This window comes from Methylobacterium sp. UNC378MF, assembly GCF_900103195.1.
Classification (GTDB): domain Bacteria; phylum Pseudomonadota; class Alphaproteobacteria; order Rhizobiales; family Beijerinckiaceae; genus Methylobacterium.
In genome coordinates, this window is record NZ_FMWU01000020.1 from 15,686 (window position 1) to 36,695 (window position 21,010).

Annotated in this window: 21 protein-coding genes; 16 read left to right on the forward strand and 5 right to left on the reverse strand. The window is 69.1% G+C overall.

The features are described 5' to 3' along the window. Positions 1-3 precede the first annotated feature (3 nt). Positions 4-1,287 carry an amidohydrolase/deacetylase family metallohydrolase gene (locus BLT59_RS20425; RefSeq protein ID WP_091784606.1) on the reverse strand — a complete coding sequence of 428 codons (1,284 nt, stop codon included), beginning with the start codon at positions 1,285-1,287 and terminating at the stop codon, positions 4-6. A gap of 121 nt (positions 1,288-1,408) precedes the next feature. Between BLT59_RS20425 and BLT59_RS20430 the strand changes: the two genes are divergently transcribed. The 10 genes from BLT59_RS20430 to BLT59_RS20475 all read left to right on the forward strand — a co-directional run bounded on the left by BLT59_RS20430 (position 1,409) and on the right by BLT59_RS20475 (position 11,426). Beyond that, positions 1,409-1,948, forward strand: a complete 540-nt coding sequence (locus BLT59_RS20430) for a MarR family winged helix-turn-helix transcriptional regulator (protein ID WP_244514070.1) — start codon at positions 1,409-1,411, stop codon at positions 1,946-1,948. A gap of 366 nt (positions 1,949-2,314) precedes the next feature. Next, positions 2,315-3,079, forward strand: a complete 765-nt coding sequence (locus BLT59_RS20435) for a GntR family transcriptional regulator (protein WP_091784609.1) — start codon at positions 2,315-2,317, stop codon at positions 3,077-3,079. After that, positions 3,076-3,846 (forward strand): ABC transporter ATP-binding protein, encoded by a 771-nt coding sequence (locus BLT59_RS20440; RefSeq protein WP_091784612.1) that lies wholly within the window; start codon positions 3,076-3,078, stop codon positions 3,844-3,846. The genes BLT59_RS20435 and BLT59_RS20440 overlap by 4 nt, the downstream gene beginning before the upstream one ends. Further along, a complete protein-coding gene (locus tag BLT59_RS20445) occupies positions 3,837-4,652 on the forward strand; it encodes an ABC transporter permease (protein WP_091784615.1) in 816 nt (271 codons plus the stop codon). The genes BLT59_RS20440 and BLT59_RS20445 overlap by 10 nt, the downstream gene beginning before the upstream one ends. Before the next feature lie 58 nt (positions 4,653-4,710). After that, a complete protein-coding gene (locus tag BLT59_RS20450; RefSeq protein WP_244514071.1) occupies positions 4,711-5,703 on the forward strand; it encodes an ABC transporter substrate-binding protein in 993 nt (330 codons plus the stop codon). A gap of 33 nt (positions 5,704-5,736) precedes the next feature. Continuing rightward, positions 5,737-6,753 (forward strand): zinc-binding dehydrogenase, encoded by a 1,017-nt coding sequence (locus BLT59_RS20455; RefSeq protein WP_091784618.1) that lies wholly within the window; start codon positions 5,737-5,739, stop codon positions 6,751-6,753. Between the two features lie 193 nt (positions 6,754-6,946). Beyond that, positions 6,947-7,366: a PaaI family thioesterase gene (locus tag BLT59_RS20460; protein ID WP_043354697.1), complete on the forward strand. Its 420-nt coding sequence runs from the start codon at positions 6,947-6,949 to the stop codon at positions 7,364-7,366. Next, complete coding sequence (locus BLT59_RS20465; protein WP_091784621.1) at positions 7,363-8,175, forward strand: VOC family protein; 813 nt, start codon at positions 7,363-7,365, stop codon at positions 8,173-8,175. Before BLT59_RS20460 ends, BLT59_RS20465 begins: the two co-directional genes overlap by 4 nt. Beyond that, positions 8,172-9,695, forward strand: coding sequence for a class I adenylate-forming enzyme family protein (locus tag BLT59_RS20470; RefSeq protein ID WP_091784896.1), 1,524 nt, complete (start codon positions 8,172-8,174; stop codon positions 9,693-9,695). Before BLT59_RS20465 ends, BLT59_RS20470 begins: the two co-directional genes overlap by 4 nt. 645 nt (positions 9,696-10,340) lie before the next feature. Then, positions 10,341-11,426 (forward strand): HD-GYP domain-containing protein, encoded by a 1,086-nt coding sequence (locus BLT59_RS20475; RefSeq protein ID WP_175544077.1) that lies wholly within the window; start codon positions 10,341-10,343, stop codon positions 11,424-11,426. Here BLT59_RS20475 and BLT59_RS31610 read toward each other — a convergent pair. From BLT59_RS31610 to BLT59_RS20480, 3 genes are all read right to left on the reverse strand, one after another. Then, the gene (locus tag BLT59_RS31610) at positions 11,418-11,555 is read right to left on the reverse strand and encodes a hypothetical protein (RefSeq protein ID WP_210185983.1); all 138 of its coding nucleotides are present in this window, start codon (positions 11,553-11,555) and stop codon (positions 11,418-11,420) included. The genes BLT59_RS20475 and BLT59_RS31610 overlap by 9 nt on opposite strands. A gap of 28 nt (positions 11,556-11,583) precedes the next feature. Then, positions 11,584-11,955 (reverse strand): hypothetical protein, encoded by a 372-nt coding sequence (locus BLT59_RS30710; RefSeq protein ID WP_139174078.1) that lies wholly within the window; start codon positions 11,953-11,955, stop codon positions 11,584-11,586. A gap of 450 nt (positions 11,956-12,405) precedes the next feature. Next, a complete protein-coding gene (locus BLT59_RS20480) occupies positions 12,406-13,284 on the reverse strand; it encodes a type 1 glutamine amidotransferase (RefSeq protein ID WP_091784627.1) in 879 nt (292 codons plus the stop codon). A gap of 158 nt (positions 13,285-13,442) precedes the next feature. Between BLT59_RS20480 and BLT59_RS20485 the strand changes: the two genes are divergently transcribed. Further along, positions 13,443-14,432, forward strand: a complete 990-nt coding sequence (locus BLT59_RS20485; protein ID WP_091784629.1) for an NAD(P)/FAD-dependent oxidoreductase — start codon at positions 13,443-13,445, stop codon at positions 14,430-14,432. Between the two features lie 139 nt (positions 14,433-14,571). Here the strand turns inward: BLT59_RS20485 and BLT59_RS20490 are convergent, their stop codons facing one another. Continuing rightward, positions 14,572-15,468, reverse strand: a complete 897-nt coding sequence (locus tag BLT59_RS20490; protein ID WP_091784632.1) for a LysR family transcriptional regulator — start codon at positions 15,466-15,468, stop codon at positions 14,572-14,574. A gap of 117 nt (positions 15,469-15,585) precedes the next feature. On the opposite strand from BLT59_RS20490, the gene BLT59_RS20495 reads away from it, so the two are divergent. From BLT59_RS20495 to atzF, 5 genes are read left to right on the forward strand one after another with little or no spacing between them, the layout of a single operon-like run. Continuing rightward, positions 15,586-16,536, forward strand: coding sequence for an ABC transporter substrate-binding protein (locus BLT59_RS20495; protein WP_091784634.1), 951 nt, complete (start codon positions 15,586-15,588; stop codon positions 16,534-16,536). Further along, entirely contained in the window at positions 16,533-17,387 is an 855-nt protein-coding gene (locus tag BLT59_RS20500) for an ABC transporter permease (RefSeq protein ID WP_091784637.1), read from the forward strand. Before BLT59_RS20495 ends, BLT59_RS20500 begins: the two co-directional genes overlap by 4 nt. A 5-nt stretch (positions 17,388-17,392) precedes the next feature. Further along, the gene (locus BLT59_RS20505) at positions 17,393-18,175 is read left to right on the forward strand and encodes an ABC transporter ATP-binding protein (RefSeq protein WP_091784640.1); all 783 of its coding nucleotides are present in this window, start codon (positions 17,393-17,395) and stop codon (positions 18,173-18,175) included. Then, entirely contained in the window at positions 18,175-19,089 is a 915-nt protein-coding gene (locus tag BLT59_RS20510) for a polysaccharide deacetylase family protein (protein WP_091784643.1), read from the forward strand. The genes BLT59_RS20505 and BLT59_RS20510 overlap by 1 nt, the downstream gene beginning before the upstream one ends. 47 nt (positions 19,090-19,136) lie before the next feature. Next, positions 19,137-20,927: an allophanate hydrolase gene (atzF, locus tag BLT59_RS20515; protein WP_091784646.1), complete on the forward strand. Its 1,791-nt coding sequence runs from the start codon at positions 19,137-19,139 to the stop codon at positions 20,925-20,927. The last annotated feature ends 83 nt before the right edge of the window (positions 20,928-21,010 follow it).

Below are 21,010 nucleotides of genomic sequence, written 5' to 3' on the forward strand. Positions count from 1 at the left end.
ACCTCAGGCCGCGATCGCCTGGGGCAGGATCGGCGAGTCGGCCTCGAAGCGCTTCCCTGCGCGCAGGCAGAAGGCCGGGCGCAGCAGGCGGTCGGCGATCACCCGCGTGTCCTCGTTGTCGCGCAGCAAAAAGCGGCCGCGATCGTCGTGCAGCACCGAGACGTCGGCCGCGTAGCCGACCTTGAGGGCGCCGATCCGGTCGCCCATGCGCAACATCTCGGCCGGGTGCGACGTCACCATCGGCACCACCTCCTCCAGCGGGATGCCCAGCGCCATCATCGAGCTCATCGCCTGGGTGAGGCTGAACCGGGCCTGCCCGAGGAACGGATGGTTCTCGTCGTCGTGGTGCTCGTCCGGGGTGCCGGCGGGCTTCTTCACCTCGGGGATCTCGGTGTTGTAGCCGTGCATGTCGGCGCCCAGCGTGTAGGGGATCACGCCGGCCGGCAGGGAGGCCCGCGCCACGCGGTAGGAGAAGTGGCTGCCGTGGCCGACATCGACCTTGAGCCCGGCCTCCATGGCCCGGCGGATGATGTGGTGGACCTCGCCCTGCTCGTTGATGAAGCCGCCCGGGTGGCGGGTGAAAGGGTGGGCCAGCACGTCGCCGGGCCGCAGCAGCGGGATCACCCGCTCAACGATGGTGTCGGCATCCTCGCCGTTGGCGCCCGACTCCGGCAGGCCCCAGAGCTGGCCGAAATGCACGTAGAGTGGCAGGTCGGAGCGCCGGCTGATCTCTGCGGCCATCTCCATCACCTTGATGCCCCAGCGGGCGAAGCCGCCGATCTCGGCATGGCCCTTGATGCCGCGCACGAGGTCGCGGTTCTCGGTGGCCGACTTCACCGTGGCGTCGATGTCGACGCCGTCCGGGCTGTAGAGATTCGGGTAGAAATGCCCCTCCAGCCCGCCGACGAGGTAGGCCGACAGGAAGGCGAGCACCTGCGTCTCGGACCGCTCGGCGATGAAGTGGCGGAAGCCCGGCAGGGTCATGCAGGACGGGCCGCCCTGGTCCACCACCGTGGTGACGCCCGAGCGCACGCCGACCATGTCGGGGTTCAGGCCGAACCGGCCGGTGACGTACTGGTAGACGTGGGCGTGGGTGTCGATCATGCCGGGCAGGACGAGCTTGCCCGCGACGTCGACCACCTCGGCGGCGGCCGAGGGCAGGATCGTCTCCGCCACGGCCGCGATGCGCCCGTCCTGCACCGCCACGTCGCGGATGCCGTCGATGCCGGAGGCTGGGCAGATCACCCGCCCGCCCCGCAGAACCAGATCGTAGCGGCGATTGTCCATGTCGACCTCGTGGTCCCGGCCGGCGCGCGCCGGCCTTGCGCTTGCCAAAAGCGAAGCATGCTTCGTATTCCGGCGTTGCACACAGCGTGCCAAGACTGGAACCGTTCTGCGGAGTCGGACGATGAATGAGGTCCCGGACGCCGGATTCGCGGCGGGGTCGGCAGAGGCAGGGGCCTCGGCAAGCGCGGCGAACGGCGTGGCGGACGCGCGGCACTGGCCCCTGGCCGAGCGCCCCGGCTTCCTCGCCCGCCGCATGCACCAGATCCACGTCAGCCTCTTCGCCGAACGCTGTGCCGCGTTTCGCGTCACCCCGCTCCAGTACAGCCTGCTCTCGCTGCTGCGCGACCTTGAGGAGGCCGATCAGACGACGCTCGCGAGCGCGGTCGCCCTGGACCGGACGACGACGACCGGCGCCCTGAAGCGCCTCGCGGCCCGTGGTCTGGTGAGCCGAACGACCTCATCCTACGACCGCCGCGCGCAGGTCTGCCGGCTGACGGAGGCGGGGGCCGCGCTCCACGGCGCGATGGAGCCAGCGGCGCGAGCCGCGCACGCGCTGACCGTCGAGGCCCTCACCGCTTCGGAGCAGGACACCCTGGCTCGGCTCCTGCGCCGCGTCATAGCGGGGCATGAGCACCGGAGAGGCCAGCCCGACATAGTCTAAGGCACCGTCAAGGAGGCCGCGAACACGCGCTCTCTGCCCAAAGAAAAAACAGTTTGTTCTGCGCCGAGAAGCCTCGAAAGCGCTCTCCTTCCAATAACTTCGGGAAAATTAGACGCGCGTTCCATTTACAGGTCGTCAGCCCGCTGCGCATAAATACGTCATGGAATGCTCACAGGACGCGCTGATCTGAGCACACGGCGCGTATGAGCCTCCCACCGTACGACGAATGTCGACATCCAACGACCGTTCCACACGCCGATGCCCGTCGCGCACGGCCGGGCCGGCGCGCGGTTGGCACATGTCGTGCGTGCGGTGAGCAGCTCACAGCTTGCTGTGGGAGCCTCAATGCCCGAACAGCGAGGTGCGATGACGACGCGCGATGACAGGTCCCGGCCCGCGCGCCCGACGGCGACGGTGCTCGCCGTCCCCGACGCCACACGCAAGGGCAATCAGGCCTACGACCTCATGCGGCGCGAGATCGTCGCCTGCCGCCTTCTGCCCGGCACGCGCTTCACCGAGGCCGAGGTGATGGAGCGGTTCGCGATCGGGAAGGCGAGCTGTCGGATCGCGCTCCAGCGCCTAGCCCAGGAAGGCTTCGTCAGCTCGATGCCGCGGCACGGCTACCGGGTCAGCCCGGTGACCGTGAAGGATGTCGACGAGGTCTTCGCCCTTCGGATGGAACTCGAGCCCCTCGCGGCAAGAGGAGCCGCCGGCCGCGTGAACCGGGCGCATCTGGAACGCCTGGAGCAGGCCTGCCGCCGCAAGATCACCGTGGAGATGGGCAACCAGATCGACTTCTTCCTGGAGGCCAACCGGGGTTTCCACCTCGCGATCGCCGCGGCTTCGGGGAACGGGCGCCTCTACCGGACCCTGTCGGGCCTCCTCGACGAGATGACCCGCCTCGTCGCGCTCGGCTTCGGCGTGCAGGGCGTGCGGCCGAACATCGAGAACGACCACACCGCGCTGATCGAGCATCTCGTGGCGGGGGATGCCGACAGCGCCGCCCTGGTGGCGCGCCGCCACGTCGAGACCTTCCGGGCCATGACGATGGAGAAGGTCATCGCCAGCCTGCGCGACACCGCGGTTGTGGCGCCGGTGCAGCCTCCGGTGGCCGACGGGGGCGAGCCGTGAACGCCGTCGAGCTCGACCAGGTCAGCAAGTGGTTCGACCGGCGCGAGGGCGGGCCGCTCCACGTCCTTGACACCATCGACATCGCGATCCCGCAGCACGCGATCGTCGCGATCCTGGGTGCGTCTGGCTGCGGCAAGAGCACCCTCCTGAACATGATCGCCGGACTGGTCGAGCCCGATCAGGGCGCCGTCCTCCTGAACGGCATCCCGTCGCACGCCTTCCGCGACTGGCGGGCCATGACCTACATGTTCCAGGAGGACCGGCTGCTCCCCTGGCGTACGGCCGCCCAGAACGTCGCCTTCGGCCTCGAGGCCGGGCCCATGGGCCGGGCGGAGCGGGCCCGGCGGGTCGACGAGACCCTGCGTCTCGTCGGGCTCGAAGCCTTCCGCGACGCCTACCCGCACGAGCTGTCGGGCGGCATGCGCAGCCGGGTGGCGCTCGCGCGCAGCCTCGTCACCGAGCCCCGGATCCTGCTCCTCGACGAGCCGTTCTCGAAGCTCGATCCCGAGATCCGCGCGCAGATGCACGCGGAGCTGCTGCGCATCGCCGGGTTGCGGGCGATGACCCTGGTCTTCGTCACGCACGACGTCGAGGAGGCGGTGGTGCTGGCGAGCCAGGTGGTCGTCCTGCACCCGCGGCCGGGCCGGATCGGTGCGGTCCGGGCGATCGATCTGCCGTACCCCCGCGACCCTCTCTCCTCGGAGGTCGCGGAGGAGGTCCGGCGCCTGCGCATCAGCCTCTCCGCCGCGAGCGCGCGATGCTCGTGAAGACACCGCCCCGCCTGATCCGGCAGACGCGGACGTCCGGGGCCGGACGCCGGGCGGGCCTGCTCCTGCAGCGGTTCGCCCTGCTCGCACTGGCGCTGGCCGCGTGGCAGCTGGGGTCGCTGCACGCACCGAGCTTCGTCCTGCCGAGCCCCGCGCGGGTCTGGCACGCGTGGCTCGCCCTCGTCGCCACGCCGAGCTTCGCCGCCGATCTCGGCATCACGCTGGGCCGGATCGGCGCGGGCCTCGCCTTCGCGGCCCTCGTGGGGCTGCCGCTCGGCCTGCTGCTCGGCGCGAGCCCCCGCCTCGGCCGGTTCTTCGAACCGGTGCTGACGGTGACCAACACCGTCTCGTCGGCGATCTGGGCGATCTTCGCGTTGATCTGGTTCGGTCTCTCGAACTGGACCACGATCTTCGTGGTGTTCATGACCGCGATGCCGCTGATCCTGACCAATGTCTGGCAGGGCACGCGCACGGTCAGCGCCGAGCATCTCGAGCTCGCCCGCACCTTCCGTATGCCGCGCCACAAGGTGCTGACCAAGATCTACCTGCCGACGATCCTGCCCGCCTTCTTCTCGGGCGCGCGCCTCGCCATCGGCTTCGGGGCGCGGGTCGTGCTCGTGGCCGAGTCGCTGGGGGCGAGCAGCGGCATCGGCTACCGCCTGCGGCAGGCGGCGGACCTCGTCCAGACCGATCAGGTCTTCGCCTGGACCCTCACCCTCGTCGCCCTGATGATCGGGGTCGAGACGCTCGTCCTGAAGCCGGCGGAACAGCACCTGTTCGCCTGGAAGAAGGTCGCGCAGCCGTGACGACGGTTGGCACCACGCGGGAAAACCTCCGTTGCACGCCCACGACTTGGAGAAGACCTTGAAACGGATCTTAGGCCGCGGTGCCGTCTTCGCCGCCACGGCGCTCTGCGCAATCTGCCTGCCGGCCCTCGCGCGCGCCGAGACGGTGCGCATCGGCTACTGGAGCTCCGGCATCAGCCTCGGCTTCGGCGCCGTGCTGGAGGCCGGCAAGTTCATGGAGAAGGAGGGCCTGACGGCCGAGTACGTCAAGTTCCCGGACGTGAACGCGCCGACCAAGGCCATGGCCGCCGGGGCGATCGATTTCGCGATCGCTGCCAGCGCGGGGACGGCGCTGAGCGTGACCGCCGACGGGCTGCCGATGAGCATCGTCCTGGCGACGCAGGTGGCCGACCTCGATTTCGTCGTCCCCGCGGATTCTCCGATCCGGACGATGGCCGACCTCAAGGGCAAGAAGATCGGCACCTCGCCGGCCGGCAGCGGCACCGCCGCCATCGCGGCGGCGATCCTGGAGACCAATCACGGCCTCAGGCCCGCGGATTACCAGGCCGTGCCCGGCAACGATTCCCGGCTGGCGCAATTCCTCGTCCAAAAGGACATCGACGCCGCCGCCCTGCGCACGGTGACCCTGGCGCTTCTTCCGGACGTCAAGCTGCGCCGCCTCGGCACCTTCCGCGCGGAGTGGAAGCAGCTCACCCGGCAGGACGCGCCACCGGTCCTCGGCGTTGGCCTGATGCGCAACGCCTGGATGGCGCAGAATCCGGACGCCCCCGCCAAGGTCGTGGCGGCGATGCGCAAGGCCTACGCCTTCGGCCAAGCCGACAAGGCGGCCGTGGCCGGGATCCTGAAGGCCGCCGCGAACCTGAGCGATGCCGACGCCGCCGCCTACGCGGGTCTCTGGGACGGCATCTACACGGTCAGCCTGGAGCCCGCCGACATCGCCTCGCTGAAGCGGGAGTTCGAGGTGTTCAAGGCGGTCGGCGCCGTTCAGGGCAGCCTGCCGGACACGGCCCTGAACCCCGGCCCCTACGAGCGGTCGAAGACGATCCCGTAGCTCTCCACCGATCGGCAGAAGAAGGTTTCAACGATGGCTCAGACCATGAAGGCGCTCGTGCTGGAGGCGCACGGCGACATCGACACGCTGAAGGTGGTGAACGACTATCCGAAGCCTTCGCCCGGCGCGGGGGAGGTCCTGATCCGCGTCGGCGCGTCCTCGTTCAACTACCACGACGTGTTCACCGTGAAGGGCATGCCCGGCATCAAGGTGCCGATGCCGGTGGTGATCGGCCTCGACATGGCTGGGCAGGTCGTCGAGCTCGGCGAGGGCGTCACGGAGTGGCGCGTTGGTGACCGGGTGCTGGTCAATCCGCTCAACAAAGCCAAGGGCCTGATGGGCGAGATGCTCGATGGCGGCATGGCCGAGTATTGCCGGGTCTCGACGAGCCAGCTCATCGCGATGCCGCCGGACGTGAGCTACGCGGACGCCGCCTCGCTGCCTGTCGCCTACGGCACCGCTCACCGCATGCTGATCACCCACAACACCGTGAAGGCCGGCGACAAGGTCCTCATCCTGGGCGCGAGTGGCGGCGTCGGCACCGGCTGCGTGATGCTGGCCAAGCAGCTCGGCGCCGAGGTCATCGCCTGCGCGGGCAGCGCGGAGAAGATGGCGGCGCTGAAGGCGCTCGGGGCCGACCACGTCGTCAACTACCGCGAGACCGACTTCTCCAAGTGGGCGATCCAGCAGTACGGCAAGCCGCAGCGCCGGACCTACGAGGGCGGCGTCGACGTGGTGATCAACTTCACCGGCGGCGATACCTGGGTGCCCTCGCTCAAGTGTCTGAAGCGCGGCGGCACGCTGCTCGTCTGCGGGGCGACCGCGGGACACGATCCTAAGGAGGATCTCCGCTACATCTGGAGCTTCGAGCTCAAGGTGATCGGCTCGAACAGCTTCTACGACGACAACCTGTCGGCCCTGATGGACATGATCCAGGCCGGCACGCTGAAGCCGACCATCGACAAGCTCCTGCCCCTCGAGGAGGCCGCCGAGGGCCTGCGGATGATCCGCGACCGCGAGGTCATGGGCAAGATCGTCGTCACCCCCTGACGCCCGCCCGAGCTCGCGCCTTCGGCTGCAGTACCGTCGCCTCCCACCGAGGGGCTTTCCTCTCCCCCTTGCGGGGAGGGGTCAGGGGTGGGGGTGGCGCAGAAGGCACCGCAGCGCCCCATCCTGAGCCACCCCCACCTCCAACTCCTCCCCGCAAGGGGGAGGAGAGACCCGTGCAAGGAGCCAAGAGGCCATGTCCGACACCCCCCTCAGCAAGGAGCAGGTCGAGGCGCTGCTGCTGCGCGGCCCATTCCACCAGTGGCTCGGCCTCTCCGTCGTCGCCGTCGGCGAGGGCACGATCGAGCTGAAGGCGACGTGGCGGCCGGAATGGGTTGTCAACGCCGAGCGCGGCTACGTTCACGGCGGCATCCTGGCGACCCTCGTCGATCTCACCGCCGACTGGGCGCTGGTCTCCAAGACCGGGCGGGGCGTCCCCACCGTGGATCTGCGGGTCGATTACCACCGGGCCGCGATGCAGGGCGATCTCACCTGCCGCGGCACGGTGGTGAAGTTCGGCAACCAGCTCTCGGTAGCCGAGGCGCAGATCCTCGACGACGCGGGACGCCTGCTCGCGAGCGGCCGCGGCGTCTACATGACGGCGCCGGCCAAATGACCGGGGCCAGCCCCGCCGCCCCGGCGGACGGGACCCTCGACCATGTGGTGATCAACGTGCTGCGGCGGATGGACGAGGCGGCGGAGCTCTTCGCCGCCCTCGGCTTCCGGATCACGCCCCGTGGCCACCACTCGCTGGGCTCGATCAACCACCTGATGATGACGACGGGCCCCTACCTGGAACTCGTCGGAATCCCTGAGACCGGCGCGCAGCGGCAGGACGTTCTGGACAGCCCGTTCGGCCTGAACGGGCTCGTAGTGGCGAGCCGGGACGCCGACGCAACCCATGCGCGGCTCGCCGCGGTGGGACTGGCGGCCGGCCCGCCCGTCGCCTTCTCGCGCCCCGTGACCGTCGACGGCCGCGAGGAAGCGGCCCGGTTCCGCACGGTGCGGGTGCCGGCCGACCGGTTCCCGGCGGGCCGCCTCTACCATTGCGAGCACCTGACCCCGGATCTCGTCTGGCGCCCCGAGTGGCTCGACCATCCGAACGGTTTTGCGGGGATCGACGCGCTGACGATCGAGAGCCCCGCACCCGAGGCCGATGCCCATCTCTACGCTGCCGCGAGCGGGGCGCCGGCAGAGGCCGCGGGCGACGTCTGGACGCTCCGGCTCGGCAAGACGCGGATCGCGATCGTGCCTGGGCCGATCGCCCGCTTCGCCGCCCTGGCGTTACGCTTCCGCGGCCTCGACGCCCTCGAGGCCCGCGCGGCTGTCCTCCCGGAGGCGACGTGGGTCCGGCACGGGCCGGACACGGCGGAGCTGACGCTGCCGGCCTTCGGCCTCCATCTCCCGTGCAGGGCAGCCCCATGATGCGCCCGGACACGGTTCCGACCAACCTCGGCGACCTCGTCGACCGGTCTGGGCCGCCGGACAAGCCGCTGATTATCGGCGTCGCCTTCGATGGCGAGCCCGAGGTGATGACCCGCGCCGACCTCGACGCCCGAGCCGACGCCTTCGCACGCGGCCTCGGGCGCGGCGGGATCGCGCGCGGCGCGCGGATCGCGATCCTCGCGGCCAACCGGCCCGATACCGTCGCGGCGCTGCTCGGCGCGATGCGGGCCGGCGTGGTCCCGGTCCCGGTCAATCACAAGTTCCCGCCGGCCACGATCGCCGCCGTGCTCGCCGATTGCGGGGCGCGGCTCGTGCTCTGCGACGGCCCGCGCCGGGCGATGCTGGCGGGGCTCGGCACCGATGTGCGGGTCGCCGTGTTCGACGATGACCGGCCGGAGGGCTTCGCGGCCTGGCTCGATCCCGGGCCCTTCGTGCCGGTCGTGCCCGAGCCCGATGAGGCGGCCCTGTTCCTCTATACCTCCGGCTCCACGGGCCGACCGAAGGGCGTGCGGCTGAGCCATGCCAGCCACCTCTGGGTAGCCCGGACCCGCGCCGCGGAGACGGACCTGCGCGACGACCGGCTGCTCGTGGCGGCGCCACTCTACCACATGAACGCCCTGGCTTTGGCGCTTCTCGTCTGCGCGTCCGGCGCCACGATGGTGCTGCTGCCGCAGTTCGAGGCCCGGGCCTACATCGCGGCGATCGACCGCCACGGCTGCACGTGGCTCACCGCCGTGCCGCCGATGATCGCCATGATGCTGCGGGAGCAGGATCTCCTAGCGGAGGCCGACCTGACCGGCGTGCGGACGGTGCGGATGGGCTCGGCGCCGGTCAACGATGCCCTGGCCCGGCAGATCCGCGCCCTGCTGCCGAACGCCCGCATCCTCAATGCCTACGGCACCACCGAGGGCGGCCCGGTCGTGTTCGGCGACCATCCGGACGGCCTGCCGACGCCGGTCGCGTCGGTCGGGACGCCTCACCCCCAGGTCGCGGTGCGCCTCGTCGGGCCGGACGCACCGGAGACCGGCGTCCTGCAGATGCGCAGCCCCGCGATCATGCTCGGCTACCACAACCGGCCGGACGTGCCCGTGCCGATCACGGCGGACGGCTTCTACGACACCGGCGACGTGTTCCGCCGCGACGCGGACGGGTTCTTCTACTTTCTCGGCCGGACCGACGACATGTTCGTCTCGGGCGGCGAGAACATCTTCCCCGGCGAGGTCGAGCTGGTGCTGGAGTGCCACCCCGAGGTGCTCCAGGCCTGCGTGGTGCCGGTGGAGGATACCATAAAGGGCACCAAGCCCGTCGCCTTCGTGGTCCGCCGACCCGGCGCCACCGTCGACGAGGCCGCCCTCAAGGCCCACGCGCTCGCCCACGCGCCGGCCTACCAGCACCCCCGCCGGGTCTGGTTCGTCGAGGCGCTGCCGCTCGCCTCGACCAACAAGATCGACCGCGCGGCTCTGCGCCTGCGCGCCGAGAAGGCCCTCGCGGTCGCTTGATCGAGGCGCAGGGAACGCGTCTCGCAGCCCGCCGGTCGGCACGATCCGCGCCCGGCGCGATGGGATCGTCCTGCCGCTCGGCCAGTCTGTCTTCCGGCTGGCTTCCGGCGTGACCGAGCAGCTGTCGTCTGCGGCTGAATGCTCGGCGTCGGGATCTGTCTTGCGGTCCCGATCCTCCCGAACCCCCGGATGCAGGCCGTGGCCGTGTCGCTCTGCTTCCGGGGCAACTGGCCGGCTGCCTGGGTCTGCTGGCGTGCCTCGTCGCGCGCGCCTTGCTCATGCTGCTGAACGCGCATGAACGGGTGCGGTCTGTAATCGAGGGCAGCCAACGAGCCCTGGTTCGAGGACCTGCGTCAAACACGGATCGCGCTGCGGGCCTGTCTGTCGAAGGCGGCGGGGATCAGGGCTGCCGCGCATAGGCACGCCCCTGAGATTTCCCCGGAAAATTGCACGTCGAACGCGGACCCTGCACCAATGACAGCTTTCGTATCACGCCGCCACACGACAACCGTCGATTGCCCGAGTCTTTCGGCAATTGTATTAAGCGCATGACAGATGCTGGAGACTACAACTCGCTGCCATCGCCGGGACAGGGCGCGCCGCGCATCATCCCAGAGCCCCATCGTCGGTGCATGCGAGGCTGGTGTGCAGATCCTGTTCCTGACTGATACCCCGTTGCGAGCCCAGCGACTCGCACGCGACCTCGTCCACCTAGGATCCAGCCGGATCATGGACGTGCTCGATCCTAATCAGCGCCCGTCCGACATCGAACGCGCCAGCGTCCGCGTGATTGTCAGCGACGTTTCGTTCTCGCGGTCCGAGACGATCGCGGCGTTGCGCCTTTACCTCGATGCGCTCCAAGATCTGCGCAAGCCTTTCCTCTGCATCTTGCACGAAGCGAGCGCGCGCGCCCATGCCCAGGCAACTGCACTCAAGGCAACCTACGCGGTTCCCGTCGAACACTTAGCCAAACGCCTTGCGCTCATGCAGCCGCGCTCGCCTGCGGCGACGCCGCAAGATTCTGCTGTCCGCCTGAGCGGGCAAGCAGAGGGCGCGCGCGAGGTGCTGGTTCGGATCCTCGCCCTTGGAAGAAACGGGAGAAGCCTGGAGCCAAGCCTGATCGCGACGGGAGCGGCCTATATCGAGAACGCGCTGCGCGAGACCGACGTGCGATCCTGGCTCGAAGTGGTTTGGCAGTTCGACGACATCACGCACCAGCACTCCCTGCTCGTTGCCGGCCTTGCCGCTGGCTTCGCCCAGCATCTCGGCATGTCCAGAGCCGACTGCGAGCGCCTGACCCAGGCGGCCCTACTGCACGACGTCGGCAAGTCGCGCATTCCGCTGGCGATCCTGAACAAGCGCGGCGTGCTCGACGAGGCGGAGCGTGCCATCGTCCAGACCCATCCCGTCAAGGGCTACGATATGCTGCAAGGCTACGGTTACCCTGAGGAGATGCTCGCAGTCGTACGCTCCCATCACGAGCTCTTGGCCGGATCAGGCTATCCCGACCGGCTTCAGGGCCGCGCTATCCCGGACCTCGTGCGGCTGGTGACGATCTGCGACATCTTCGGCGCGCTGATCGAGCGCCGTACGTACAAAAGCCCGATGGAGCCTGGCCAAGCGTTCGGAGTCCTAGCCGGGATGGAGGGCAAGCTCGACCGTGATCTCGTGCGCGCCTTCCGGTCGATCGCCACGGCTGCCGGCCCGGTCGAACTCAGGACGTCAGCATAGTGCGTTCCGGTGGTGATTGGGGGACTTGCCGCAGTTCGGCATGCCGCATCCCATGGTGACCCGCGCGGCTCCGACATGCGCCAGCAGCACCACGAGTACGAGTTCACGCACCAGTCTGTTCAAAGCCATCGTCGAGAAGTCGAGCCGAACCGAGACGTCAATGAAACTCTCGGTTGCGTAGGATCGTAAATTCACAGGCCTCCAGGTTCGTCCCTGCTTTGAACTGACCCCGATGGCGCCAGGCATGCAGCAGGGTCTCCGGAACGAGATCCGCGGCAGTCGCTATTTCGCGGACCAAGCCGCTGGCGCCTGCGAGCAAGCTCCGGCGCGGATCGAGGCATTGGCAACGAAATGCGTGCGCCTCAGCATCGGGTCGGACACGAAGTGCTAGGTCGAGGCCCGCCAGGACGGTCTCGAACGGTTGATTCGCGCCGTCGGACAATCCGTCCGCGTTGAACAGTGCCCGTTGCAGGCCAAGATGCGGCCGAACTGCGTCCGGCAGCATCGTCTTGTCGGACGCGGACGTCATAAGTCGGTCGTTGATGGCGCGGGTGCGCCGACGAAGGCGGCGTACAGCGCTTCTCCGCCGCGCTCGGTCTGGTTGTCCATGAGGCTGGAGAGGCCTTCGCTGCCTCCGTTCGACGAGAGGCACACAATTTGGAGTGAAGATCATGCGTATGCTTTATGTCCCGGCTCTGAACGCCTCTTCGATGTGCTTACCGGAGGCCTGGGTCCAGGATTTGACTTCGGATTGTATTGCTCGCGTCAGCGGAGTCTTGAGGGCTGAAATCATCGGCGCCGGGACCTGTGGCGACGATCGGCACACCGGCGCGACCCGCGCCTCTCTCCGGTAATCCTGCAGCTGCAAGCGTGGCGCCGAGACCGGGAACGCCCGACGTGCAGAATTGCGGCGCCGGGTCGATGCGACATTCGCCGGCAAGCCCGTTGGTTGCCCAGCCGCGCGGGCAAGGAACGACCCTCAGCTTCGGTCCCGTGAAGCTCTGTGCGGCTTGACGAGTGACTCGATGAAGTTGCGGAGTTCCGTCAGGCGCTTGCCGTGGTCGCTGACCTGCTCGTCCAACCCCAGCCTCCAGGCAAGGTCGCGCCGTCCAGGCTCGCGATGCAGCGCGTCGACGAGGTCGGCATACGCTTCCACCTCGCCCCGGCCCCGAGCCAGGTCCGCCTCAATCAAGCCGTCCGCCTGCCGGCGGAGCGCCCCGGCGATTTCATCGAGCGCGATCTCGGGATGGTACTGCACACCCCAGAACACGCCGCCCTCGAAGCGGATCTCAGCAGCCTGAACCACGCTGACCCGATTACTCGCCAGGAGCACCGCTCCCTCCGGCAGGCTCTCGACCTCGTCGGTGTGCACCGCGGGAGCGTCGTAGCAGGCCGGCCGTCCTGCCAGGAGCGGGTGACTGCGACCCCGCTCGGTCGCGGTGATGCGCCGAGCGAACGCGGCCTCGTAGCCGCGAAGATTGGGGCGCACGGTGCCTCCTGCCGCGACGGTGGCCACCTGAAGGCCGGCGCACGAACCGAAGGACGGCGTTCCGGAGGCGAAGACCGCGCGCATGAACGCGACCGTGCGCCGCGTCTCCGGCGTCTCCTCGTAGAGGTGGAGCGGTGATCCTGTCAGGAACACGCCGTCATACGCGGCCAGGGAGGTGCCAGCAGGAAGCCCGGCACCTGCATCCGCCGGCATGACCCGGTCACACTGCGCACCCGGTGCCAGCTCCAGAAGGGTGTCGATGTAGGTCTCACCCGAGGACCGGCCGACGCTCTCGCGCCGGCTTTCACGTGCCTCGGGCGGCTCGCTCTCGGCGATGAGGAGCCGTAACGAAGAAGGGGCGTGATGCACGTTCGCTGGTCTCTCGCCGTGACGCAGGCAGCCGTGGAAGCGTGAACCGGCCGCCGGTGGCCCGTGTTCCGGATGATGCACGCTTGGTCGCAGTTCGCAGGATCTGTGGCTGCCTGGCGCCAGCCGTGGTGCGGGACGAGCTTGGTGAAGGTGGACCGATGGCCGAACTCTGCACCAAACCCGCGGACGCACCGCTCGATTGCCTGATCGTTGGGGGAGGGCCGGCAGGCCTGACGGCCGCGCTATACCTTGCCCGCTTCGAACGCCGGTTCATGGTCGTGGATGCGGGGGATTCCCGTGCCTCTTGGATTCCGACTAGCCACAATGTCCCCCTCTTTGCCGACGGACTCTCCGGCAAGGAAATCCTGGAACGTCAGCGCGAACACCTCGCCCGTTACGGTTTCCATGTAGCGCCAGGGATTGTCAGCGACCTGCGCAAGGCGAAGGGCGGCTTCGTCGCCACGGTAGAGATGCCCGGAACCGAGGACGCACTCGAGGTCCGAGCGCGTCGAGTTCTGCTCGCGACGGGCGCGGATGACATCGAGCCCAGCTTCCCCGACCTGCCTGATGCGGTCCGGCGCGGGCTCGTTCGCTACTGCCCGATCTGCGACGGTTACGAGGCGCGGGGCCGGCGCATCGCGGTGATCGGCCACGGCGACAGGGGCCTCGGCGAAGCAATCTTCGTCGCGCGGACCTACTCTCGCGACGTGACGTTGATGACCTTGGGCCGGGTCATGGACCTCGATGCGACCGAAGCTGTGCGCGTAGCGCAGCACGGGATCAAGATCGTCCGCGAACCCGTCGTCGGCCTCACCATCGAGGGGTCCAGGCTCACGCTGTTGCGCACGGTTTGCGGCACTGAGCACCGCTTCGAGGTGCTCTACTCGGCTCTCGGCTTGCGAATCCGCTCCGGACTTGCAGTCGCTCTCGGTGCACAACACGACGGGACCAAGGCGCTGATCGTCGACGAGCACAACCGCACGACGGTGCCGGGCCTGTACGCGGCCGGCGGGGTCGTGCGGGGGCTCGACCAGATCGTGGTCGCCATGGGCCACGGCGCGGTCGCAGCCACTGACATCCATAACCGTTGCGAGCTTCCCACCGAGGAGGAGGTGGACGGAGGGACGGCGAACCCCGGTCGCGCCTGATCTGTCCCGCAGGGCTCCGCCGCTCGATCACGCTGCCGATTTCCGGAACAGTCCCATTGCGTCTTGCTCAGCATCGTCCTTCCCCAGAAGGAAGGCATAAAGCGCGCGCTCCGCCAGATGGTTAGGCCGACGACAGACGCTAGGCAGAGTTCCGGTTGAGGCGAGCAACAAGCTGATCGGCAAACTTCGCCGCAGCGACGGAGAGTGATCGCCCGCGCAACTGCGCGAGAACCAGTGTCATCGGAGTGAGGTCGCGGGCGTCGATCGGCCGGCTGTGCAGGCGCGGGTCCTCCGGGATACCGCTGGGAACCTGCAGGCTGATCACATCCTCTCGCAGAGTGAGATTACGTAGGAATTCCAGCGAGCCGGACTCGACCACCGGCCGCAGCTCGACGCCGCGACGGGCCAGAGCGTGCTCGATGTGATGGCGGATGGCCAGCGATCGGTCGGGCAGCGCCAGGGCATGGGCGAGGCAGTCACGCAGCCGCACCGGCCCATTGTCCGCTGCCAGCGCGTGGCTCCTGCGCATCAGCGCACACAGGGTCTGGTGACCGGAATAGAGTGGGTGCAGCTCCGCCGAGGGTGGCGGCTGCAGGATCAAGGCGAGATCCGCTTCGAACGCAACCAGGGCGGTCACCGCCTGCGCGTGGTCGCGCACCTGTACCGTGAAGCCCACTTGCGGGAAACGGGCGCGGTAGGCTTCGACCTCCTCCGGCACGACCTGCGTGACGAAGGCTTGGCTGCAGGCGAGCGACACGTGGCCCCGCCGCACCCCTGACAGATCGGCGATCTGCGAGCGGACCCGGTCGAGATCGGCCGCTTGGTCGCGGATGTGGCGGGCGAAAAGCTCGCCGGCTGCATTGAGCCGCATCCCCTGCGGCAGGCGTTCGAAGATCGGCGTGCCGAGTTCGTATTCGAGGTCCTGAATCTGTCGAGTCAAGGCCGAAGGCGTCAGGTTCAGCCGCTCCGCGGCGCGCCGGATTGAGCCAGCGCGGGCAACCTCGGCAACGTAAGTGACGGTACGCAGGTGTTTCACGCCGGCATCCTGCGTCCCTGTTGCTGTAAAAGCAACGATACACTCAGAAAATAGCACTTCCTTGCAACAGGAGCCGCCCCTAGCGTCAAGACATCGGGAGCCTGCAGGAGCCGTTCGATGATCTGCCGCCGTACCCTCCTGGCCGGTCTCGGGGCCGGCCTCGCCTCCGCTCCACTGTCGGGGGCGCGTGCTCAGGGCAGCCCCGTCACAATCCGGATGGGCTCGCTCAAGCTCATTCACTCGATCGCGCCGAGTTTCTACGAGCGCTTCACGCCGGTCGGCGTAACGGTAGAGGTGGTTCCGTTCGAGAGCCCCGCCGAGTGCAAGAACGCCGTCGTCACCAAGTCGGTCGATTTCGGCACCTTCGGCATTGCAGCGGCGACGCTGGGCGCTGCGGCGGGCGAGCCGCTTGCGGTCATCGCTTCCACCTGCAACCGCGGCATGGCGGTGATCGCCAGGAAGGACTCTGACATCCGCGCCATCAAGGACTTGCGGGGCAAGCGGGTCGCGATCTGGCCCGGCAGCACCCAGGAGGTCTTCGTCCTGGAGCGGATGCGCATGGAGGGCCTCTCCGTGAAAGACATCACCCCCGTGCGGGTCTCCTTCTCGGAGATGCACATCGCGCTCGCCCGCGGCGACGTCGACGCCTATGTCGGCGCCGAACCGGGCCCCGGCGTCAGCCTCGCCTCGGGCGTCGGCCAGCTCGTCGAGTATCCTTACGGCACCGAGATGGGCGCCCTGAACATGGTGTTCGGCGCCCATCGCGACACGGTGGCCGAGCGACCGGACCTCGTCCGGACCATGCTGGAGATCCATCGCAAGGCCACGGACTTCGCCGCCGGCGATCGCAACGCCATGATCGCCATGGCGGTGGCCAAGCTCGGGCAGAAGCGCGAGGCGCTGGAACTCTCGGCCCCGAATGTCGAGCTGACCTGGCGTCTGGGGCCGGACGAGGTCCGGCAGGCCGGCGCCTACGCGCAGCACATGCTCGCTCTGAAGCAGATCAAGCGACTGCCCGAGCCAGGCTTCATCGACACCCGCTTCGTCGACGCGATGGGGCGGGTGTGAGCACCGGGATCGAGGCCAGCGCTCTGCCGGCGACGGTACCACCGGCCCCCGCCCGTCGGGCCGGACTCGGGCTCGCCCGCCTGCGTGGACTGGCGCTCGCCTGCGTGGTGCCGGCCGCGCTCGTCGCGATCTGGCAATTCACCACCGCCGGCCGGCCCTACAGCCTGATCCCGCCTCCCGCGGAGGTCTGGGCCGAGCTGCGGGACCTCGCCATCGGCGGCATCAACGACGATGCCTTCAGTGGCACTCTGTGGACTCATCTCGCGGCGTCGCTGACTCGCGTCTACGGTGGCTTCGCACTCGCGGCTGCCGCAGCCCTGCCGCTGGGTCTGCTGATCGGCCGCGTCCAGCTGGTCCGGGCGCTCCTCGATCCCGTCCTGCAGGTCCTGCGGCCGGTCCCGGTCACCGCGTGGCTGCCGCTGGCGATGATCCTGTTCGGCCTCGGGCCGCGCTCGGCCTTTTTCCTGGTATTCCTCGGCGCGTTCTATCCGATCCTGGTCAACACGGTGTTCGGGGTACGCTCAGTGGAACCGCGCCTGTTCGAGGCGGCCGCGATGCTCGGCTGCACCGGGCCGGCGCAATTCGTCCGGGTGGTACTGCCGGCGGCGCTGCCATCGATCTTCACCGGCCTTCGGCTTGGCCTCGGCTTCGCCTGGGTGGTGATCGTGGTCGGCGAGATGACTGGCGTCCAGACCGGCCTCGGCGCGATCATTATGGAGGCGCGCCAGCTCTCGCGCACCGAGATCGTGATCTGCGGCATGGCGGTGATCGGCGTCGCGGGCTTCGTCTCCGACTGGCTGGTCATGCAGCTCGGACGCCGCCTGCTCGCCTGGAGTCCCAATCATGGCTGAGTCCGATGGCTGACCCCACGATCCCGATCCTCGACATGTGCGCGGTCTCGAAGACCTACGGGGTAGGCGGGCGACGGACTGAGGCTCTGCGCGAAGCGAACCTCACGGTGTCCCGCGGCGAATTCGTCTGCCTGCTCGGCGCTTCGGGCTGTGGAAAGTCGACGCTGCTGCGGGTCGCTGCAGGCTTCGAGGCCCCGAGTTCCGGACGGGCCCTGATGTGGGGCAAGCCCATCGTGGGGCCGGGGCCGAGCCGCGGAATGGTCTTCCAGGATTACGGCCTGTTCCCGTGGCTCTCGGTGCGCGACAATATCGGCTTCGGCCCCAAGGCGCGCGGGCGGCCCGCCGCAGAGGTGCGCGACGCCGCCGAGCGCTACATTGCCCTGGTCGGGCTCCAGGCTTTCGCCGACGCCTATCCGCACCAGCTCTCCGGCGGGATGAAACAGCGCGTCGCCATCGCCCGGGTGCTCGCCAACGAGGCCGAGGTGGTGTTGATGGACGAACCCTTCGGCGCGCTCGACGCTATGACCCGGGAGCGACTGCAGGACGAGCTGCTCGATCTCTGGTCGCGCACGGGGCTCACGATCCTGTTCGTGACCCACGCCATCGAGGAAGCGATCTTCCTCGCCGACCGCATCGTGATGATGTCGCCCGGTCCCGGCCGTATCGAGGCGGTGCATGAGGTCGACCTTCCGCGGCGCCGGGACGTGTCCAGCCCGGCCTTCAACGACCTCCGCCGGATGCTCGCGGCCCAGCTTCACAGTCACCACGCGCCGCGGGTGGCGGCGTGATGGAGACCTCGTTCGACGATCCCCGCCGGCCCGAGAACCGGCTCGCCTATTGCGCCGCCATTGACCGGCCTCGGATCACCCTGCCCGCGGGCAAGCAGATTGCCGTCTGGCCCGTGGTCAATGTCGAGCACTGGCTGATCGACCATCCGATGCCGCGCCAGATCCTGGTGCCGCCGACCGGCGCGAGTCTACTGCCCGACATCCCGAACTGGGCTTGGCACGAATACGGCATGCGGGTCGGCTTCTGGCGCTTCTTCGAGGCGTTCACGAGTCGCGGCATCCGCCCGACCCTGTCGATCAATGGCTCGGTCTGCGCAGCCTATCCCCGCATTGCCGAGGCCGCCCACACGGCCGGCTGGGAGTTCATGGCCCACGGTTTCCACCAAGTCCCGACCCACCGGGTCGAGGACCAGCCCGGGATGATCGCCCGCACGGTGGCGGCGATCACCGAGGCCACCGGTCGTCCGCCGCGCGGGTGGCTCGGGCCGGGTCTCACCGAGACCCTCGATACGCCCGATCACCTGCACGAGGCTGGCATCGAGTATGTCGGCGACTTCGTGGTCGACGACCGTCCGTGCCGGGTGGCGACGCGCACCGGGCCTCTCGTGGCCCTTCCTTACTCTGTCGAGCTGAACGACATCACGCTGCTCGCCATCCAGCATCATCGGGCCGACGAGTTCGTGGAGCGGGCGCTCGCCAATCTCGACCGCCTTGCCGCGGAGGCCGCCGGTTCTGGGCCCCTTGGGGGCGCCAAGGTGATGGGCTTCGCGATCCACCCCTACATCACCGGCGTTCCACACCGGATCGGCCTGCTGGAGCGGCTGCTCGATGCCATCCTGGCGCGCAGCGACGCGGTTTTCATGCAAGGGGCCGAGATCCTCGACTGGTACAGCGCCGCCGGCGACGTGTCGTAAATTTTCGTGCCGGCCTGAGCTGAGGAGCCGCTGTGCCCCCCTTCCCAATGATCTCGCTCCTGCACGCGGCCTATGCCGACGGCCTCGACCCGCGTGCCGTCGTGGCCGAGGCCTATCGACGGATCGCGGCGGTCGATGATCCCGGTATCTTCCTCGCCCTGGTGCTGGAGGCCGAGGCGCTGGCCGCAGCGGCCGCACTCCCGCCTTTCGACCCCGCGACGATGCCGCTCTGGGGCGTGCCCTTCGCGGTGAAGGACAACATCGACGTCGCCGGCCTGCCGACCACCGCTGCCTGCCCGGGTTTCGCCCATACCCCCGCCGAGACCGCGCCCGCGGTCGCGCGCCTCCTCGCCGCCGGGGCGATCCTGATCGGCAAGACCAACCTCGACCAGTTCGCTACCGGGCTCGTCGGCCTGCGGACTCCCTATCCCGTCCCGCGTAACGCCATCGATCCGGCCTATGTGCCCGGGGGGTCCAGCAGCGGTTCGGCGGTCGCGGTGGCCCACGGAATCGTATCATTCGCCCTCGGGACCGACACGGCGGGCTCGGGCCGGGTGCCGGCGGCGCTCAACAACGTCGTCGGACTGAAGCCCTCCCTCGGGGCGGTCTCCAGCCGCGGAATGCTGCCGGCCTGCCGGACCCTCGACACGCTCTCGGTCTTCGCCGGCACGGTCGCCGACGCCGACGCGGCCTTCCGCGTCATGGTGGCGTTCGACGGTGCCGATCCCTGGTCACGGACGCTGCCGGTGGCTGCGGCGCCGGCCGGGATACCGGCGGGACTGCGCCTGGGCCTGCCGGACGCGGCGAGCCTCCATTTCGGAGGTGACCGGCTCTCGGAAGCGGCCTTCGCGGCATCGGTGGCCGACCTCGAACCGCTCATCGGCACCGGGGTGCCGATCGACCTGAGTCCGATGTTCGCTGTCGCGAGCCTGCTCTACGACGGGCCGTGGGTCGCCGAGCGCTACGCGGCGATCCGCCCGGTGATGGTGACCCGCCCCGAGATCCTGCACCCGACGACGCGGACGGTCATTGCCGCCGCCGAGCGCTACAGCGCCGCGGACGCCTTCGCGGGCCTCTACCGCCTGGCGGAGCTGCGTCGCGACGCGAGCGCGATCTGGGACCACATCGATGTCCTCGCCGTACCGACCTATCCGCGCCCGCAGACCTGCGCGTCGGTGGTCGCAGACCCGATCGGGCCGAACAGCGAGCTCGGCACCTACACCAACTTCGTCAACCTGCTCGACTGGTGCGCCCTCGCAATCCCGGGGCGGCCCCGCGCCGACGGCTTTCCGTCCGGGCTCACCCTGCTCGCGCCGCGCGGGTGCGACGGCCTGCTCGCCACCCTGGGTGCACGTCTGCATGCCGCCGCCGCTGTCCGGATCGGCGCCGGGACGTATCCTGTACCGGCCGCGGAACCGGGTCCGGCCCAGGCGCAGCCCGGCGAGTTCGAGCTGGCGGTCGTCGGGGCGCATCTGTCGGGTCTGCCCCTAAATCGCGAACTCACCGAGCACGGGGCACGGTACTTGCGGACCGTGGCGACTCGACCGGATTACCGCCTCTATGCCTTGCCCGGCGGCCCGCCGCATCGTCCCGGGCTGCTTCGGGTGGCCGTCGACGAAGGTGGTGCGATCGAGACCGAGGTATGGGCGTTGCCCCCTTCTGCGTTCGGGACCTTCGTGGCCGGCATCCCGGAGCCGCTCGGCATCGGCACCCTACGGCTCGCCGACGGGACCGCACCGAAGGGCTTCCTCGTGGAGGCGGCCGGCGTCGCTGGTGCGGTCGATATCACGCGGTTCGGTGGCTGGCGCCACTACATGGCCAGCCGGGCGGCGGCGTAACTGACGCTTCGCTGACGCCAGCCTCTGGACCTCGAGGATTGACGGTGCGCGTGGCTCTGTCGACCCCTGTTCTCAATCGGGTG

Excerpts from the sequence above, each read along its gene's own strand:
- BLT59_RS20425 (WP_091784606.1), bottom strand. The coding sequence starts at position 1,287 with ATGGACAATCGCCGCTACGATCTGGTTCTGCGGGGCGGGCGGGTGATC.
- BLT59_RS20430 (WP_244514070.1), top strand. The coding sequence starts at position 1,409 with ATGAATGAGGTCCCGGACGCCGGATTCGCGGCGGGGTCGGCAGAGGCA.
- BLT59_RS20435 (WP_091784609.1), top strand. The coding sequence starts at position 2,315 with ATGACGACGCGCGATGACAGGTCCCGGCCCGCGCGCCCGACGGCGACG.
- BLT59_RS20445 (WP_091784615.1), top strand. The coding sequence starts at position 3,837 with ATGCTCGTGAAGACACCGCCCCGCCTGATCCGGCAGACGCGGACGTCC.
- BLT59_RS20455 (WP_091784618.1), top strand. The coding sequence starts at position 5,737 with ATGGCTCAGACCATGAAGGCGCTCGTGCTGGAGGCGCACGGCGACATC.
- BLT59_RS20460 (WP_043354697.1), top strand. The coding sequence starts at position 6,947 with ATGTCCGACACCCCCCTCAGCAAGGAGCAGGTCGAGGCGCTGCTGCTG.
- BLT59_RS20465 (WP_091784621.1), top strand. The coding sequence starts at position 7,363 with ATGACCGGGGCCAGCCCCGCCGCCCCGGCGGACGGGACCCTCGACCAT.
- BLT59_RS20470 (WP_091784896.1), top strand. The coding sequence starts at position 8,172 with ATGATGCGCCCGGACACGGTTCCGACCAACCTCGGCGACCTCGTCGAC.
- BLT59_RS31610 (WP_210185983.1), bottom strand. The coding sequence starts at position 11,555 with ATGGCTTTGAACAGACTGGTGCGTGAACTCGTACTCGTGGTGCTGCTG.
- BLT59_RS30710 (WP_139174078.1), bottom strand. The coding sequence starts at position 11,955 with ATGACGTCCGCGTCCGACAAGACGATGCTGCCGGACGCAGTTCGGCCG.
- BLT59_RS20485 (WP_091784629.1), top strand. The coding sequence starts at position 13,443 with ATGGCCGAACTCTGCACCAAACCCGCGGACGCACCGCTCGATTGCCTG.
- BLT59_RS20495 (WP_091784634.1), top strand. The coding sequence starts at position 15,586 with ATGATCTGCCGCCGTACCCTCCTGGCCGGTCTCGGGGCCGGCCTCGCC.
- BLT59_RS20505 (WP_091784640.1), top strand. The coding sequence starts at position 17,393 with ATGGCTGACCCCACGATCCCGATCCTCGACATGTGCGCGGTCTCGAAG.
- BLT59_RS20510 (WP_091784643.1), top strand. The coding sequence starts at position 18,175 with ATGGAGACCTCGTTCGACGATCCCCGCCGGCCCGAGAACCGGCTCGCC.
- atzF (WP_091784646.1), top strand. The coding sequence starts at position 19,137 with ATGATCTCGCTCCTGCACGCGGCCTATGCCGACGGCCTCGACCCGCGT.